14 protein-coding genes are annotated in these 16,778 nt (G+C 72.3%); 9 read left to right on the forward strand and 5 right to left on the reverse strand.

Features of this window, described 5'->3' with window-relative positions:
* A complete protein-coding gene (locus KBX46_RS31395) occupies window positions 1-2,538 on the forward strand; it encodes a nitrate- and nitrite sensing domain-containing protein (protein ID WP_210795639.1) in 2,538 nt (845 codons plus the stop codon).
* A gap of 5 nt (window positions 2,539-2,543) precedes the next feature.
* Window positions 2,544-2,957: a roadblock/LC7 domain-containing protein gene (locus KBX46_RS31400; protein ID WP_197699692.1), complete on the forward strand. Its 414-nt coding sequence runs from the start codon at window positions 2,544-2,546 to the stop codon at window positions 2,955-2,957.
* Window positions 2,958-3,039: 82 nt separating this feature from the next.
* On the opposite strand, the gene KBX46_RS31405 is transcribed toward KBX46_RS31400, so the two are convergent.
* Complete coding sequence (locus tag KBX46_RS31405; protein ID WP_088949110.1) at window positions 3,040-4,383, reverse strand: GH1 family beta-glucosidase; 1,344 nt, start codon at window positions 4,381-4,383, stop codon at window positions 3,040-3,042.
* An 844-nt stretch (window positions 4,384-5,227) separates the two neighbouring features.
* Between KBX46_RS31405 and KBX46_RS31410 the strand changes: the two genes are divergently transcribed.
* Window positions 5,228-8,134: a glycoside hydrolase family 48 protein gene (locus KBX46_RS31410; RefSeq protein WP_210795641.1), complete on the forward strand. Its 2,907-nt coding sequence runs from the start codon at window positions 5,228-5,230 to the stop codon at window positions 8,132-8,134.
* Window positions 8,135-8,467: 333 nt separating this feature from the next.
* On the opposite strand, the gene KBX46_RS31415 is transcribed toward KBX46_RS31410, so the two are convergent.
* The gene (locus tag KBX46_RS31415; protein WP_374223705.1) at window positions 8,468-9,091 is read right to left on the reverse strand and encodes a DUF3159 domain-containing protein; all 624 of its coding nucleotides are present in this window, start codon (window positions 9,089-9,091) and stop codon (window positions 8,468-8,470) included.
* A 185-nt stretch (window positions 9,092-9,276) separates the two neighbouring features.
* Between KBX46_RS31415 and KBX46_RS31420 the strand changes: the two genes are divergently transcribed.
* Window positions 9,277-10,164, forward strand: coding sequence for a phosphatase PAP2 family protein (locus KBX46_RS31420; RefSeq protein ID WP_210795645.1), 888 nt, complete (start codon window positions 9,277-9,279; stop codon window positions 10,162-10,164).
* Window positions 10,165-10,172: 8 nt separating this feature from the next.
* A complete protein-coding gene (locus KBX46_RS31425; RefSeq protein ID WP_308159755.1) occupies window positions 10,173-10,841 on the forward strand; it encodes a maleylpyruvate isomerase N-terminal domain-containing protein in 669 nt (222 codons plus the stop codon).
* A gap of 5 nt (window positions 10,842-10,846) precedes the next feature.
* Here the strand turns inward: KBX46_RS31425 and KBX46_RS31430 are convergent, their stop codons facing one another.
* Entirely contained in the window at window positions 10,847-11,710 is an 864-nt protein-coding gene (locus KBX46_RS31430; protein WP_210795647.1) for a DUF1028 domain-containing protein, read from the reverse strand.
* 51 nt (window positions 11,711-11,761) lie between these two features.
* The gene (locus KBX46_RS31435) at window positions 11,762-12,982 is read right to left on the reverse strand and encodes a low temperature requirement protein A (RefSeq protein ID WP_210795648.1); all 1,221 of its coding nucleotides are present in this window, start codon (window positions 12,980-12,982) and stop codon (window positions 11,762-11,764) included.
* A 154-nt stretch (window positions 12,983-13,136) separates the two neighbouring features.
* Between KBX46_RS31435 and KBX46_RS31440 the strand changes: the two genes are divergently transcribed.
* A complete protein-coding gene (locus KBX46_RS31440; RefSeq protein WP_088949105.1) occupies window positions 13,137-14,120 on the forward strand; it encodes an LLM class F420-dependent oxidoreductase in 984 nt (327 codons plus the stop codon).
* A complete protein-coding gene (locus tag KBX46_RS31445; RefSeq protein ID WP_099855557.1) occupies window positions 14,117-14,908 on the forward strand; it encodes an SDR family oxidoreductase in 792 nt (263 codons plus the stop codon). The genes KBX46_RS31440 and KBX46_RS31445 overlap by 4 nt, the downstream gene beginning before the upstream one ends.
* Before the next feature lie 70 nt (window positions 14,909-14,978).
* On the opposite strand, the gene KBX46_RS31450 is transcribed toward KBX46_RS31445, so the two are convergent.
* Window positions 14,979-15,782 (reverse strand): class I SAM-dependent methyltransferase, encoded by an 804-nt coding sequence (locus tag KBX46_RS31450; RefSeq protein WP_210795650.1) that lies wholly within the window; start codon window positions 15,780-15,782, stop codon window positions 14,979-14,981.
* 137 nt (window positions 15,783-15,919) lie between these two features.
* Here KBX46_RS31450 and KBX46_RS31455 point away from each other — a divergent pair, with 137 nt between their 5' ends.
* Window positions 15,920-16,069, forward strand: coding sequence for a hypothetical protein (locus KBX46_RS31455; RefSeq protein ID WP_210795652.1), 150 nt, complete (start codon window positions 15,920-15,922; stop codon window positions 16,067-16,069).
* 182 nt (window positions 16,070-16,251) lie between these two features.
* Window positions 16,252-16,713 carry a hypothetical protein gene (locus tag KBX46_RS31460; RefSeq protein WP_210795654.1) on the forward strand — a complete coding sequence of 154 codons (462 nt, stop codon included), beginning with the start codon at window positions 16,252-16,254 and terminating at the stop codon, window positions 16,711-16,713.
* Window positions 16,714-16,778 lie beyond the last annotated feature (65 nt).

Genomic DNA, 16,778 nt, shown 5'->3' on the forward strand with positions numbered 1-16,778 from the left:
GTGGCGGTAGGTCCCGAGCCGGCGAACGGCGCGGTGTCGAACCATCGCCGGCGACGCTTCGACGTCCGAGTGGTGCCGCACCGGCGGCGCTCGCCGTTCCGCCTGCGGGACTGGCGGATGAGCACCAAGCTCGCCACCGTCCTGGTGGTGCCCTCGATGGCGTTCCTGCTGCTCGCCGGTGTGCAGACCAGCGCGCTGGTGGGGCGGACGACGGTGTTGAACGACTTCTCCAGCCAGGTCGGCATCGGCCGGCAGATCACCGCCGCCGTGCACCAGCTCCAGCAGGAGCGCGACCGTTCGGCGGGTGAGTTGGGCGAGCTGCGCAGGGGCGGCGAGCGGGAGACCACGGCGACCGACCTGAAGCCGTTGCAGACCGCCACCGACCGGGCTGTCGCGGACCTGCGCCGGGCCGCCGAGCCGCTGGCCGACGCCGACGCGTCCTGGCGGGTGGCCTTCTCCGAGGCGCTGGAGGCGTACGACCAGGTGGTCGACATCCGTCCGGCCATCCCACCGGCGGTGCTCAGCAGCGAGACCATCCTGAGCAACTACCACCGGGCCATCGGCGCGCTGATCGACCTGCTCGCCGATCCGACCCCTGGTCAGGACCAGCCGGCGTTGAACGACGCGGTGCTGCGCTACGTCCAACTGGCCCGGGTCAAGGAGCTCTCCTCCCGGGTGCGGGGCCAGCTCTACGCCGCCGCCCGCGCCGGCGGGTACGGCACCGAGGACCGGGTGCTCCTCACCGATCTGCGCGCCCAGCAGCTGACCGCGCTCGGCGCGTTCCGGGTGGCCGCGACGTCCGACCAGATTCGCCGGTACGACGAGACGTCGGTGGCCCCGATGTTCGTGGTCGCCACCCGGCTGGAGGAGCGCAGCCTGCCAGCCGGCGACAAGGCGCCGGAGGTGCTGCCGTCGGAGCAGTGGTGGGGGGCCAGCCAGCAGCGGCAGGAGCTGCTGCGCCAGTTTGAGGCGGGTGTGCTCGACGACGCCGTGCGGCAGGCCGACGACGCCAGCGACGGGCAGTTGCGGGCCACCCTGCTGGTCGTCGGCGGGATCGTCGCGGTCCTGCTGGTCGCTCTGCTGATCTCGTTGCTGGTCGGTCGTTCGGTCGCCCGGTCGATGCGGTTGCTGCGGAGCCAGGCGCTCCAGATCGCCCAGGTCGAGCTGCCGGAGGCGCTGGACCGTCTGAAGACCGTCCGAGGCGGGGTGCCGGACATCGATGTCGCGCCGGCAGTGGTCCGCTCGCTCGACGAGATCGGCGAGCTGGCCGAGGCGTTCGTGGCGGTGCACCGCAGCGCCGTCACTGTCGCTGTCGAGCAGGCGCTCATGCGCCGCAACGTCAACGCGATGTTCGTCAATCTGGCCCGCCGGAGCCAGGTGCTGGTGGAGCGCCAACTGGAGCTGCTGGACGACCTGGAACGCGAGGAGAGCGACCCGGACCAGCTGGAGAACCTGTTCAAGCTCGATCACCTGGCCGCTCGTATGCGTCGTAACGACGAGAGCCTGCTGGTGCTCGCCGGCACGGACTCCACCCGTCGGTGGAACCGGCCCGTCGGTCTCGGTGCGGTGCTGCTGGCCGCCGCGGCGGAGATCGAGCAGTACCAGCGGGTCCGGATCGAGGCGGTGGCCGACGTGCACATGGTCGGGCACGCCGTCGGCGAGCTGGTGCACCTGCTGGCCGAGCTGCTGGAGAACTCCACCGCCTTCTCGCGCCCGGACACCAGCGTGGTGGTGACCGCCCGGGTCGACTCCGGTGGTGCGCTGATCGAGATCGCCGACCGTGGCCTGGGCATGAGCCCGACGGCGTTGGCCGAGGCGAACGCCGTGCTGGCCACCCCGCCGGCCGCGGACGTCGCGGCGGTGGAGCGGATGGGTCTCTTCGTCGTCAGCCACCTGGCGTCCCGGCTGGGCGTAAGGGTGCGGTTGGACGACCACCAGGGCGGCCTGGTCGCCCGGCTCGCGTTGCCCGCGGTGTTGCTGGCCCCGGCGGGCTCGGTGGAGCTGGATCCGCCGGCGCCGGCCCGGATGCTGGCCACGAGCGCCGCCCGGGGAGTGGCCCGGCAGCCCGGGGCTGTGCGGGAGGCCGTCGCCTCCGGGCCGCGCGTCGAGGCACGGGATCTGCCGGTGGCCGGTCGGCCACCGGGTGTCGCCGTGCCGCGCCAGGGCCGTCCGGTGCCGGTGCGCGCCGAGGACGTGTTGACCCCGGCCAGCGCTCGCGACAACGGCGGGGGCTGGTGGTCGCGGCAGGATCCGTCCGCGCCGGTCGTGCCCGCGCAGCCGGTGCCACCGGCGATCCCGGTCACCGCCGGTACGAATGAGCGAGGGCTGCCGATGCGGGTGCCGATGGCACAGTTGAGCGCGGTCACCCGCTCGGCACAACCGACGTCGGCACCGACCCGCACCGACCCGGACCCGGAGGCGGTCGGCGGCATGCTCTCCCGGCTCTACAGCGGAGTGCGGCGCGCCGAGGCCGAGGACACCACCGAGATACCCGTGCCACCGTCCGGGGGGCACGACGAAGGGGGACGACGACAGTGACGACGTTGAGCCAGGAGGCGCGTGACCTGAGCTGGCTGGTGAGCGCGTTCGCGGAGCGGGTGCCGGGCGTGGCGCACGCGGTGGTGGTCTCCTCCGACGGGCTGCTCGTGGCGCTCTCCGACCACCTGCCCCGCGACAACGCGGACAAGCTGGCCGCGGTGACCTCCGGGCTGATGAGCATCACCGCGGGCGCGGCCCAGATGTTCGACGGCGACATCGTCAAGCAGACGGTGGTCGAGATGGGCCGCGGCTACTTCCTGGTGATGCAGGTACGCGACGGTTCGATCCTGGCCACGCTGGCCGCCGGTGACGCGGACATCGGTGTGGTGGGTTACGAGATGGCCCGGCTGGCCAAGCAGGCGGGGGAGATGCTCACCCCGGCGCTGCGGGCGGAGTTGCAGCAGGCGCTGCCCCGCTGACCGACCCCGGCGCTGGGTCCCGGACGGTCACCGGCTCACCGGAGCCGAGCCGTCCGGGCCCGGCTGTCCGGGAGGCGGCCGCTCAGAAGCCGCCGTCAGCGATCACGGAGCGGTACCAGGTGGCGCTGCTCTTGAGCACCCGCCGCTGGGTCGGGTAGTCCACGTAGACCAGTCCCCACCGCTGGTCGTACCCCTCGTTCCACTCGAAGTTGTCCAGCAGTGACCAGACGTGGAAGCTCTCCAGCGGCACGCCGGCGGCGATGGCCCGGTGTGCGGCGGCGAGGTGGTCCCGGAGGAAGTTGATCCGACCGGCGTCGTGGACGGTGCCGTCCACGGCCAGCGTGTCCGGTGTGGGCAGCCCGTTCTCGGTGACGGTTAGCGGGATCGGGCCGTAGTCGCGGGTGACCCGGGTCAGGATGTCGTACATGCCGTCGGGGTAGATCTGCTGCCACTCGGCTTCGGAGGTCGCCCAGCGGTGCTCGGTGCCGCCGTCGGCGGTGACGTAGATGGGCGTGTAGTACTGCACGGCCAGCAGGTCGATCGGTGCGGAGATGATCGCCAGGTCGCCGTCGCGGATGCCCTGGACCATCCGGCTCTGCGGGCCCAGGTCGGCCAGCACGTCCTCCGGGTAGCTGCCCTTGAACAGGGAGTCGAGGTAGAGGCGGTTCTCGTAGCCGTCGTAGAGGCGGGAGGCGGCTGCGGCCTGCGGCGAGTCGTCAGCGGGGTAGCAGGGGTGCAGGTTGAGCGCGGGGCCGATCCGGCTGGCGCTGCCGGTGGCGCGCAGCGCGCTGACCGCGAGCCCGTGCGCGAGCTGCAGGTGGTGGGCGACCAGGTAGGCCGCGTCCGGGTCCTGCCGGCCGGGGGCGTGGTGGCCGACGAGGTAGCCGTTCTGCACCACGGTCTTGGGCTCGTTGATGGTGAGCCAGGCCGGCACCCGGTCGCCGAGGGCCTCGAAGACCGCGTCGGCGTAGTCGGCGAAGCGGAGGGCGGTCTCGCGCGACTCCCACCCGTCGGCGTCCTGCAGGGCCTGCGGGAGGTCCCAGTGGAACAGGGTGGCCATCGGGGTGATGCCGCGCTCGTGGAGGCCGTCGACGAGGCGGCGGTAGAAGTCGAGTCCGCGCTGGTTGGGTGCGCCGGTGCCGTCGGGCTGGATCCGTGGCCAGGAGATGGAGAAGCGGTAGCTGCGCAGCCCGAGGTCGCGCATGAGGTCGAGGTCCTCGGCGTACCGGTGGTAGTGGTCGGCGGCCACGTCGCCGGTGTCGCCGTTACGGGTGCGCCCTGGGACGCGGCTGAAGGTGTCCCAGACGGACTCGCCGCGCCCATCCTCCTTGGCAGCGCCCTCGATCTGGTACGCGGAGGTGGCCGCGCCCCAGCCGAAGTTGTCCGGGAAGCGCAGCGGGCCGGCGGGCCCAGTAGGTATCGACATGGATTCTCCTCATGGATACGGGGCCACCGCCGAAGGTTCGGGAGCGCTCCCATGATAGGGCAGGCGCGGCCGGCCGGTCATCCGGCCGTCGAGGCGGCCGGTGCTGGCGTGGTGGAGGCGGGTCTGGCCCCGAGCAGCGAACGAGGCCGTCCGGGCGGCGCAACGCGCCTGTCCCGTCGGCCTCTTTTCCTATCGTGTACGGGGGTTTAGTGTGGGGACGGGGGAGGGCAACCCCCGTCCCCACCGTAACTGCACACACACGGGCGAGATTTGGGTCCTGCCGTGCGTGTCGCGCGGGAGCCGGGCCACGCGAGTGGCTCTGGTTCCACCTCCCTCCATGTGGCGGGACGATGGCTGACGACGGCGTCCGGGCTGGCCCGTCGTCGGCCCTCGGTTCTGGTTCACCGGGCCCGTCAGAGACGGCCCCGGTGATCTTCTACTTGGAACCTTGTCGATGGAAGCGCTCCCATCGACCGATGTTGCGACTGTAACGCCCGTCACGCCTTTGTGAAAGACCCAAAACGAGATCGAAACAAGGAGCTGATCCGCCGCCGCGCGCGCTTGTTGTGGGAGCGCTTCCATGGCACACTGTCGATTCGACGCGACAGGAGCCACATCGCGTGAGTGCGGGTCCACCGAGGGCAGCCGGCAGCACCACCTCCGGTCACGGTCACCCGAGCGCAGCCGGCGGGACCCCCTCCCGTGCGGGCCGCACCGCCCTACCCCGGCCGGGCCCGGGGAAGACCACCTTCCCGGCGCCTCGAATCCCCCGCGGACCACCACCCTCGCGGGCAGGCGCCTCGCCGGGGACCATCCCGGCCTGGTCCGAGGAGACACCGCGCACATGAGACAACTGGCAATACGCCGGCGCGTGGCGCTCGCCGCCGCCGCGCTGCTCGCCATCGGCGGGGTGACCCTGCCTGCCGGCGCCGCACAGGCCGCACCCGCCTGCGACGTGGTCTACGCGACCAACGACTGGAACACCGGCTTCACCGCGAACGTCACCATCAAGAACCTGGGTGACCCGGTGAGCAACTGGACGCTCAAGTGGACCTTCCCGACCAGCGGTCAGCGGGTCACCCAGGGCTGGTCGGCCAAGTTCAGCCAGACCGGCAGCGAGGTCACCGCGACCAACGAGTCGTACAACGGCAACCTCGCCACCGGGGCCTCCACCACCATCGGCTTCAACGGCTCCCACTCGGGCAGCAACCCGAAGCCCACCTCGTTCACCCTGAACGGGACCCCCTGCAACGGCACCCCGGCCAACCAGCCGCCAACGGTCTCGCTCGGCCTGCCGACCGGGCCGTTCACCGCTCCGGCCGACGTGCCGCTGACCGCCACCGCCAGCGACCCGGACGGGACGATCAGCAAGGTCGAGTTCTACCGCAACGGCCTGCTGATCAACACCGACACCTCCGCCCCGTACGCGTACACCCAGGAGGACCTGCCGGCCGGCAGCTACACCGTCCAGGCCAAGGCGTACGACAACGCCAACGGCATCGGGGTCGACGAGAAGGCGTTCACCGTCGGTGCCGCAACCGGCCCGACGCTGGTCGCCACACCGTCCGCGGTGAGCGTCGCCGAGGGGGGCACCGCCACCTTCAACCTGAAGCTCAGCGCCGCGCCGACGGCCAACGTGCCGGTCACCCTCACCCGCACCGGCGACACCGATGTCACGGTCTCGCCGGCCACCGCCACGCTGACCCCGAGCAACTGGAGCACCGGAGTCACCGTCACGGTCGCCGCGGCGGAGGACGCCGACACCGCCGGCGGTGCCGCCACCATCACCGCCTCCGCCACCGGGCTCGCCTCGCTGGCGGTCACCGCCACCGAGATCGACAACGACACCCCCGGCGGCGACAACACCTACATCGCGAAGTTCCTCGACCAGTACGGCAAGATCAAGAACTCGGGTTACTTCAGCCCCGAGGGCGTGCCGTACCACTCGGTGGAGACGCTGATCGTCGAGGCGCCCGACCACGGGCACGAGACCACCTCGGAGGCGTTCAGCTTCTGGCTCTGGCTGGAGGCCTACTACGGCAAGGTCACCCAGAACTGGGCGCCGTTCAACAACGCCTGGACGGTGATGGAAAAATACATCATCCCCACGCACGCCGACCAACCGACCGCCGGCTCCGCCGGCACCCCGCAGTACGCCGCGGAGTACAACCTGCCCAGCCAGTACCCGTCGGCGCTGAACCCGAACGTCCCGGTCGGACAGGACCCGCTCCGCTCGGAGTTGCAGTCCACCTACGGCACCGGCGACATCTACGGCATGCACTGGCTGATGGACGTCGACAACACCTACGGCTTCGGCCGCTGCGGTGACGGCACCACCAAGCCGGCCTACATCAACACCTTCCAGCGGGGCACCCAGGAGTCGGTGTGGGAAACCGTCCCGCAGCCCTCCTGCGACACCTTCAAGCACGGCGGTCAGTACGGCTACCTCGACCTGTTCGTCAAGGACACCGGCGCCCCCGCCAAGCAGTGGAAGTACACCAACGCCCCGGACGCCGACGCCCGCGCCGTGCAGGCCGCGTACTGGGCGCTGACCTGGGCCAAGGAGCAGAACAAGCAGGCCGACGTAGCGGCCACCATCGCGAAGGCCGCCAAGATGGGTGACTACCTGCGGTACGCGATGTTCGACAAGTACTTCAAGAAGATCGGCAACTGCGTCGGGGCCAGCACCTGCCCCGCCGGCAGCGGCAAGGACTCGGCGCACTACCTGCTGTCCTGGTACTACGCCTGGGGCGGCGCGTACGACGCCAGCCAGAACTGGTCCTGGCGGATCGGCTCCAGCCACAACCACTTCGGCTACCAGAACCCGTTCGCGGCCTGGGCGCTGACCAACACCCCGGAGCTCAAGCCGCAGTCCGCGACCGCGGTCGCCGACTGGACCAAGAGCTTCGAACGGCAGCTGGAGTTCTACACCTGGTTGCAGTCCGCCGAGGGCGGCATCGCCGGTGGCGCCACCAACAGCTGGGACGGCAGCTACGCCCAGCCGCCGGCCGGCACCAGCACCTTCTACGGCATGTTCTACGACGTCGACCCGGTCTACAACGACCCGCCGTCGAACCAGTGGTTCGGTATGCAGGCCTGGTCGATGCAGCGCATCGCCGAGCTGTACCAGCAGACCGGCAACGCGAAGGCCAAGGCGCTGCTGGACAAGTGGGTGCCCTGGGCGATCGCCAACACCACCCTCGGCACCAACTGGTCGATCCCGTCGGACATGGCGTGGACCGGTCAGCCGACCACCTGGAACCCGTCCAGCCCGCAGCCCAACACCGGCCTGCACGTCGAGGTCATCAGCAAGGGTCAGGACGTCGGTGTCACCGCCGCCTACGCCCGGATCCTGATCGCGTACGCGGCCAAGTCCGGCAACGTGGCGGCGAAGGACACCGCCAAGGGGCTGCTCGACGCACTGTCGGCCGCCAGCGACGCCAAGGGTGTCTCCACCACCGAGAAGCGTGGCGACTACCGGCGCTTCGACGACGTCTACAACGCGTCCACCGGGCAGGGCCTCTACGTCCCGCCGGGCTGGACCGGGAAGATGCCGAACGGCGACACCATCGCCGCCGGCAAGAGCTTCCTCGACATCCGGTCCTTCTACAAGAACGACCCGGACTGGCCCAAGGTGCAGGCGTACCTGGACGGTGGCCCGGAGCCGAGCTTCAACTACCACCGGTTCTGGGCACAGGCTGACGTCGCCATGGCGTACGCCGACTACGGCAGCCTGTTCCCGAACGGCTGAGGCGACCCGGGGTGGGTGGCGTGGACCGCCCACCCCGGCTCCGCCCGGGTCCGGGGAACGCCGGACCCGGGCCGGCGGACGGCCTGACACCCACGGTCAGGCCGGGGTGAGCCAGCCATCTGGCCGACGCAGCGGATCGGCTGGCCCACCCCACCGCCCGGACTGGAGCCAGCCGCGAAAAAGCCCAGAAATTCGGGCCGTCACGGGATCACGCCGAAGCACACGACGGAGTAACGTACGTCACCGGAGAGGCCGCTCCCCCCGTGGCGGCCTCTCCACTTTATTGCCCCGCCACCGCCCACTCCGGACCGTCGCCAACCGATCCCCTTCGGGTCAGCGGGGCGGTGCGACCGGGTCCACGGTGACCGGATGACGCAGACCCGGGTGCCCGGCCGGCAACGACCGCCGCAGCACCACCCAGCTCAACGCCAGCGCCGCGGCGACCAGCGGCCAGGTCAGGGCCACGCGGGTCACCACCAGCGCGAGCACCTGCCCGCCCAGGTAGAGCGGCACGAACACCGCGACCCGCAACACGTAGGTCGCCGTCCACACCCAACTGGCCCGGCCGTACCCGCGCAGCAGCGCCGGGTCCCGCCGCCACCGGGCGCGCTGGCCCAGCACCGCCCCGACCAGCACACCGAGCAGCGGCCAGCGCACCACGATGCTGACCGCCCACGCCAACGCGCTGGCGGCGTTGGAGAGCACCTGGAGAAGGAAGAAGTTCTCGGCCCGGCCGGTGCGCACCGCGATCAACGCCGCGACACAGACCGCCAGCAACCCGATCAGCACCGAGCGCGGGCGGTCACCGCGACGCAGCCGTACGCCGGCCACCACCGCGCCCACGGCGAGCGCCGCGCCGACCCCACCCCACAGCGACTCGCCACCCAGCAGCCAGCCCACCGCGAACGCCAGCGGTGGGAGCGTGGCGTCGATGGCGCCGCGTCGCCCGCCCAGCAGATCCGTCAGCGACTCCGGCCGGGCCGGCCCCGGGTCGGCATCCGTCCGCTGGTCCGGGCCGGGTACGGCCCGCCCGCTGTCGCCCTCCGGTGCACCGCCCACCACCGCCTCCTCGTCTCAGGCACAACCTAACCGGCGGCGGTCGGCGGGCCACCGGTCGGTCGGCCACGACCGGCCGCTACGGTGTGCGGATGCGCGCGACGGCACGGGGTTGGACCGCGGTCTGGTTGGTCGTACTGGCCCTCGTCCAGGCGGCCGCCTTCCTCGCCGTCTGGCGGGTGGCCGTGCACACCGAGATCGGTCAGTGGGTGGACACTGTCGCGCTGACCGGCAACCGGATCGGGCAGGACACCATCGACGGACCCGTCAACCGGATCCTCAACGCGATGTCGGTGGTCTCCCTGGTCGCCGCCACCGCGATGATCGGGTTCATCGCGCTGATCCGGGGGCGGATCGCCCTCGCCATCACCGCGACCCTGCTGATCGCCGGGGCGAACGTCTCGACCCAACTGCTGAAGCACGGGCTGAGCCGGCCCGACTTCGGCCTCGACCCAGAGCGCGCCGCGGTGGGCAACAGCCTGCCCAGCGGGCACACCACTGTGGCCGCCTCGGTAGCGATCGCGCTGATGCTCGTCCTGCCCCGCAAGGTGCGAGCGGTCGGCGCCTTCATCGCTGCCGGCTACGCCGCCATCGCCGGGGTCGCCACCCTCTCCGCCGGTTGGCACCGGCCCAGCGACGCCGTCGCCGCGTACCTCGTGGTGGGTGTCTGGGCGGCCCTGGCCGGGCTGGTCCTGCTCGTCTTCCAGCGGGAGCAGGCCGAGGTCGCGCCCGGCGACGCGCACCGGGTCGCCGCGCTGGTGCTCGGGGTGGGCGGTGTGCTCGCCCTGGTCGCCTGTGGGCTGGCCCTGGCCTGGCTGATCGAGCTGCGGGACACCGGGCCGGACGAGCTGAGCCGGCGCCCATTGTTCATCGGGTACGCGGGCAGCGCGGCCGGGATTGCCGGCACGATGGCGGTGGTGATGGCGCTGGCGCTCACCGTCGTGCACCGGCTGGTGCCTCGGGTCAAGGGCTGAGCCGGCCGGTGGACCCGGTTCGCGCGGCGTTCTCCGCCGAGTGCGCGCGGCTCACCGAGATCCTGGCCGAGCTGGTCGACGCCGACCTCGACCGTCCCACCGACTGCCCGCCGTGGACCGTCCGGGAACTGATCGCGCACGTACACACCGGCGTCGGCCGGCTGACCGGCATGCTCGCCGCACCGGCCCCGTCGCGCGCCGAGGTGGACGCCGCCGGCTACTTCGGTGGGGCGAAGTTCACCCCGCAGGTGGACGCCGACCGGATCGACGGCGGGCGGCGCGACGCCGCGCAGGTGGACCGCGCGGGGCTGGCGAGCGCGTTCGACCGAGCCTGGCGTGCCGCCGACGCGGCGGTCGCCGCCGCACCGCCCGACCGGGTGGTGCGAACCCGCCACGGCGACGCGATGCGCCTCACCGAGTTCCTACGGACCCGGGTCGTCGAGGTGGGCGTGCACGGTCTGGACCTGGCCGCGGCGCTGGGCCGGCCGCCGTGGCTCACCCCACCAGCAGCCGCGGTGATCGCCGACCTGCTCACCGGCGGACGCCCGGTGCCGGCCGAACTGGGTTGGGACCGGTTGACCCTGATCCGCAAGACCACCGGCCGGGTGGCGCTGACCGCACCGGAACGGGCCGCGGTCGACGCGGCAGGCTTCCGCTGGCTCGCCTTCGGTCGCTGACCCGGTCAGCTCGCGGAGCGGGGCGCGGGGACGTGCGGGGCGACGCCGCGCAGGTGCGTCAGGACGACCGGGTCGATCCGCCCCGGCACCAGCCGCTCCTCCAGGTTCTCCAGCCCCGCCCAGGAGATCAACGCCGCCTCCGTCCCGTCGTCGGTCACCGGGTGGCCCAGCGCCGTGAGCAACGCCGCCACCTCCTCGGCCACCGCGCCGCTGAGGTCGAGCAGGGTGGCCGGGTCCGGACGGCTGAACAGCATGGTGTGCACGGCGAGCAGTCGACCCAGCTCGGCGACCGGATCAGGGTGGTCGTCCACGCGAAGGTCGACCACCACGTCGCTGGTGCCGCCGTACCCGCCGCCTCGCTCGACCACCAGCAGACCGGCGCTCTGCCTGCCCCGCCGGTCGCCGCCGGCCTGGTCGCCGGCCCGCAACGCGGCCACCAACCGCTCGGCGAACGGCAGCGTCGACCCGGCGAGCCAGGCGTCGCCGAGCGCGTCGACGACCTCCGGGCCGGTGAGCACGTTGCCCTGCGCGGCCCAGCCGTCGCCGGTGCGCCCGCCGGCCCACGGATGGCAGGCCGGCCCGGTCCAACTCGCGCCCGCACCGCTGGCCCCCACGACGCCGAGCTGGCGGTGCTCCCGCTCCGGGTCGGCCGCGACCAGCCCGGCCACCACGTCGGCGGCGGCCACACCGGTACGCAGCAGGGTGAGGCCCTGCGGGCGGTACGCCAGGTTGACGTGCGCCTGGGTGGCCAGTGCGCCCACCTCGGCGGCGGCGGCCGGCACCAGCGCCCCGGCGGCGAGGAACTTGCTGGCGACGGCGACGCCGTGCAGGCGGCCGTCGGCGGAACGGGCGACGAGCGAGAAGGTCACCCGCCGAGACTATCCGGCCTCGGCGGCCTGACATCCCCGTGTGTCGATGGGTCAGAACGGTGGTGCGGCGGCCTCCGGCGGGGCGCCTCGTGCCCGGCGGGCGTCGATCACCGCAACCGTCGCCAACACCACCACCCCGACCGCCGTGGCGATCACACCGGGCAGGTGCAGCAGAGGCACCGACGCCGCCACCAGCACGGTGAGGGCGATCCACCGGGACGGGGAGACCCGCCCGAACACCTCGTACTCCAGGCGGGCCCGGCCGGCCAGGAACAGCGCCGGCCCACCGAGCACCATGGCCAGCCACGCTCCCGGGATCCGCTCCAACGGATGCTCGATGATCAGCTCGTAGCCGATCGCGGTGGCGGCCAGACCGATCACCATCACCAGGTGGGTGTCGGCCGCCGAGCGGCCGATGTTGGCGGGGTGCCGGGACTTCACCACCGCCTCGCCCAGGATCCGCCCCGCCCGCTGGACGTAGATCCGCCACAGCAGGATCGAGGTCGCCAGCGCCAGTGCGAACGCCCACACGTGTCCCGCCTCGTACGACCCCGCGCTGTACGCGAAACCCGCCACCAGGATGGTCTCGCCCAGCGCGACGAGGAAGAACTGCTGGTACCGCTCGGCCAGGTGCTCCCCGGCGATCTCCCACTTGGAGACCGTCGAGCGGCCCAGCCCCGGCACCGGCCAGCCACAGCGGGCGGCCACGTACTCGATGACGAGCGCCGCCGACCAGAGCACCACCTGCGCGTTGGTGGTCAACATCGCACCACCGATCCAGAACACCCCGCTGAACGCGAACACGACCGCCATGCGCACCTTCAAGCGGCGGTACGGGTGCGCTCCCAACGCGATCGACAGGATCAACGGCCGGGTCACCTGCGCGATCACGTACGCCACCGCGAACATCAGCGCCGTCTCGCTGAACGCCCGGGGAATCGCCACCCCCATCACCATGCTGCACACCAACGCGGTGATCACCACGGTCTGCAGGGGCACCTTGTACGGGTCGTAGCGGCTGGTCGTCCACGCGGTGCCCTGCCAGACCGCCCAGAGCGCGAGAAGCAACAGCAGTGTCTTGCCGCCGCCGGTGACCGTGCCCCAGCCGTGCTCCCGACCCGGATCCTGGGTCAGGTCCTCGAACGCGCGTGCCGAGATCCGGGTGAGTGCGAAGACGTACACCAGGTCGAAGAAGAGTTCCAGGAAGGTGGCCCGGCCGGGATTGGTCGCCGCAGGGACCGGCTCCAGGCGTCCCGCTGCCCTGGAACCCATGGTCAGCGGCCTGCGCCGTTGGTTCGGTCCACCTCGAAGTCGTAGCACCATCGGCAGTGGGCACGGCCGGGAACCGGCGATTCTGCCCAGTACGGGGATCTTGCTCGCGTGCCCCGTCAACAGGCACGATCGACCGGTGACGAATCGATGGGGCATGACGGTGCCGCTGGGCGGCATTCCGCTGGCCGACCACGCTGCGGTCTACGCGACGCTCGACCGGGCCGGGTTCACCGACGTCTGGTCGTCCGAGGTCGCCGGGGCCGACGCGTTCACCCCGCTTGCCCTCGCAGCCGCCTGGCAACCTCGGCTGCGGCTCGGCACCGCCATCACGCCGGTCTTCACCCGGGGCCCCGGGCTGCTGGCGATGAGCGCGGCGGCGTTGGCCGAGGCCGCGCCGGGTCGGTTCTCGCTCGGCATCGGCGCGTCCTCGCCGGTGCTCGTACGGGACTGGAACGCGGTGCGGTTCGACGAGCCGTTCCGGCGCACCCGCGACGTTCTGCGTTTCCTGCGCGCCGCGCTGCGCGGCGAGACCGTCGACGAGGTCTACGAGACGTTCACCGTGCGCCGGTTCACGCTGGAACGACCGCCTGCCGTGCCGCCGCCGATCCTGCTCGCCGCGCTGCGCCCGGGGATGCTGCGGCTGGCCGGCGCGGAGGCCGACGGGGTCATCCTCAACTGGCTCAGCGCCGACGACGTGCCGCGTGCCCTCGCCGAGCTGGGCGAGCGGCGCCCCGGCTTCGAGGTCGCGGCCCGGATCTTCGTCTGCCCCACCGAGGACGCCACGTACGCCCGCGCGCTGGGCCGCCGGCTGATCACCAGCTATCTCACCGTTCCCGCGTACGCCGAGTTCCACCGCTGGCTCGGCCGCGACGAGGCGCTCGCGCCGATGTGGGAGGCCTGGGCCGCCGGTGACCGGCGTGGCGCCAGCGCGGCGGTGCCGGACGACGTGGTCGACGCCCTGGTGCTGCACGGCTCGCCGGAGCGCTGCCGCGCCCAGGTGCGCCGCTACGCCGACGCGGGCGTGGACGTACCGATCTTCGCGCTGCTGCCCACCCCCGAGGTGACCGCCGGCGGCGCGAGCGCGCTGACCACCCTCATCGCCCAGCTGGGCACCGACCCCGTAGGAGCGTCCGCGTGAACCTCACCGACCGGATCGTGGTGGTCACCGGCGGCGCCGGCGGCATCGGGGCCGCGCTGTCGCGCCGCTTCGCCGCGGAGGGGGCCGCCGCCGTGGTGGTCGCCGACCTGGACGCCGACGCGGCGGACGCGGTGGCTGAGGCCATCGGCCCGATCGCGCATCCCATCGCCCTCGACGTCACCGACGAGGAACAGGTACGCGAGCTGGTCGCCGACACCGAGGAGCGCTACGGCCGGATCGACCTGTTCTGCGCCAACGCGGGGGTGACCACCGGCGGGGGAGTGGAGGTCGACGACGCAGGCTGGGACCGGGCGTGGCGGGTCAACGTGCTCGCCCACGTCTACTCGGCCCGTGCGGTGCTGCCCGGGATGCTCGCCCGGGGTGGCGGGCATCTGATGCACACCTGCTCGGCGGCGGGCGTGCTGACGGCGGTGGGCGACGCCGCGTACACCGCGACGAAGCACGCCTCGGTGGGGTTCGCGGAGTGGCTGGCCATCACCTACCGGGACCGCGGCATCCGGGTCAGCGCGCTCTGCCCGCAGGGCGTGGACACCCCGATGCTCGCCGGAGGGATCGTCGAGGGCCACCTCGGCGCCCGGGTGATCGCCGCGTCCGGTGCGGTGCTCACCCCGGACCAGGTCGCCGACGCGGCCATCGCCGGGTTGGCCGAGGAACGTTTCCTGATCCTGCCGCACCCGGAGGTCGCCGACTACGCCCGCCGCCGCGCCGAGGACCCGGACGGTTGGCAGGCCGGCATGCGCAAACTCATCCGCCGCCTGACGGCCTGAAGGCTTGAGGGCTTGGCTGCCTGACGGCTTGGCTGCCTGACGGCTTGGCTGCCTGACGGCTTGGCCGCCGTCAGCGCGGTGGGACGCGTCCGGCGGCCAGGAGGTGCGCGCTCGATCCGAGCAGCGTCGGCTCGGTGCTGTAGAGCCGGGCGAGATCCAACGCCGCGGCGAAGACCGCGTCCTGTGCCGGCCCGCCGGCCGCCGCCTCCGCCGCGGGCCACGCCGGGCCCTCCACCCCGTGTACGACGACATCGGTCAGCCCCGCCGCCGCGCACTCGTCGGTGATCTCCTCGACCCGGTGGAAGTAGGCATGGGTGAAGCCGATCCGTGGATCGTTGGTGCCGTCGGTCAGCAGGGCCCTGGCCTCGTCGAGCAGTCGCTCGTCGAGGCGTCCGGTGGCGGCGAAGTCCAGCGGGCCGGCGAACCGGGAGATGACAGCGGCCACGACGTGACCACCGGGACGCGTGACCCGGACGGCCTCCCGCAGCGCCCGTAGCCGGTCGGCGCGGCGCACCAGGTGGTAGAGGGGCCCCAGGAGCAGCGCCACGTCGTACCCGCCGTCGGCGTCGGGGAGCGCACGCGCGTCGGCGACCCGCGCCTCGACGGGAGGCTGCCCACTGCGCGCCTGCTCCACGTGGCTCGGCACGAGGTCGACGAGGCGGACCTCGTAGCCGTCGACGGTGAGGGCCCTCGCGTACTCGCCGGTGCCCCCACCGATGTCGAGGACACGGGCACCCGGGCCGGGCAGGAGGTCCCGCAGGAGCTGCATCGTGCGGGTCCACTCCAGTCGTGCCTGCGGGCGGGCGGACAGCCGCTGGTCCTCGCGGTAGCGCAGGGTGTAGTAGTCGACGATCTCGCTCGTGTGCTGGTCCACCCCCTGATGCTCATCGTTGCGCGGACGAACCGCCAGCGGGTTTCGGCTCCAGCGCCATGGTTCATCCCCCGGCTGCGGGAGCGCATTCACCTCCGCCGGGGAAGAGGAGCGCGTCCATCGCCACCGATCATCGGTTCATGGATGTCAGTGGCTGGTCGTCAGGTTTCGGTTTTCGCGGGGACCGGTACGGCCACGAGCACGGAGTGCCGACCGCCGGGGCGGCCGACCCGACCAGACGGTGGGCGGCGGCCTGCGTCGTCGGTGCGATGGCCCGCCGTTCGGTGTGAGCCGCCGGCCGGACCAACCATGGCCCACGCCTCGACGACCTCGACCTTCGACGATCGGAGCGCTCATGAAACACGCTGACCCTGGCCCTGAATGGGCTGCCGCCCCCTCACCCTGGGCGGTCCTTGCCGCCTACGCCGTCCCGCTCTGCGTCCTGCCGTCGGCGATCTGGCGACTGTCCCTCGTGTTCACCGACGATTCGGCCACCACCTGGTACATGGTCTTCCTGTCCGTCCTGTCGATGGGGTTGGCCCTGTCGACACTCGGGCTGGTGTACCGCTGGGGGCAACAGGTGCCGCACTGGGTGCCGCTGCTCGGGAGGCGTTCGATCCCGGCCCGCCCGGTCGTGCTCGTCGCGCTGATCGGCGGCTCGCTGCTCGTCGCCATCTGCCTGTATCTGTTGCTGAACAGCATGTTCCATGTCGTGGACCGCGGCTGGGTGGGGATAGGGCGCGACGAACCGGCACATCCGGCTCCGGGCTGGGAGGTGCTGCGCTACTACGCCCCGTTGGTCGCCTGGGGTCCCCTCGTCATAGCCGTGGCCGTCGACTACGGCCGCCGCGCCCTGCGCCGATCCCCCAAGCCGCCACCGACGATCAAGAGGTTCGCGTCAGGAACGGGCCCCGAAATGACGCAAACCTCTTGATCACCGGGGGAGGCCGGGGCCGGGGCCGGGGCCGGGGCCGGCCGGGGGTGGGGTGGGGGTGGGGG

Origin of the sequence: Micromonospora sp. C81 (assembly GCF_018070425.1) — a bacterium.
GTDB classification, from domain to species: domain Bacteria; phylum Actinomycetota; class Actinomycetes; order Mycobacteriales; family Micromonosporaceae; genus Micromonospora; species Micromonospora zamorensis.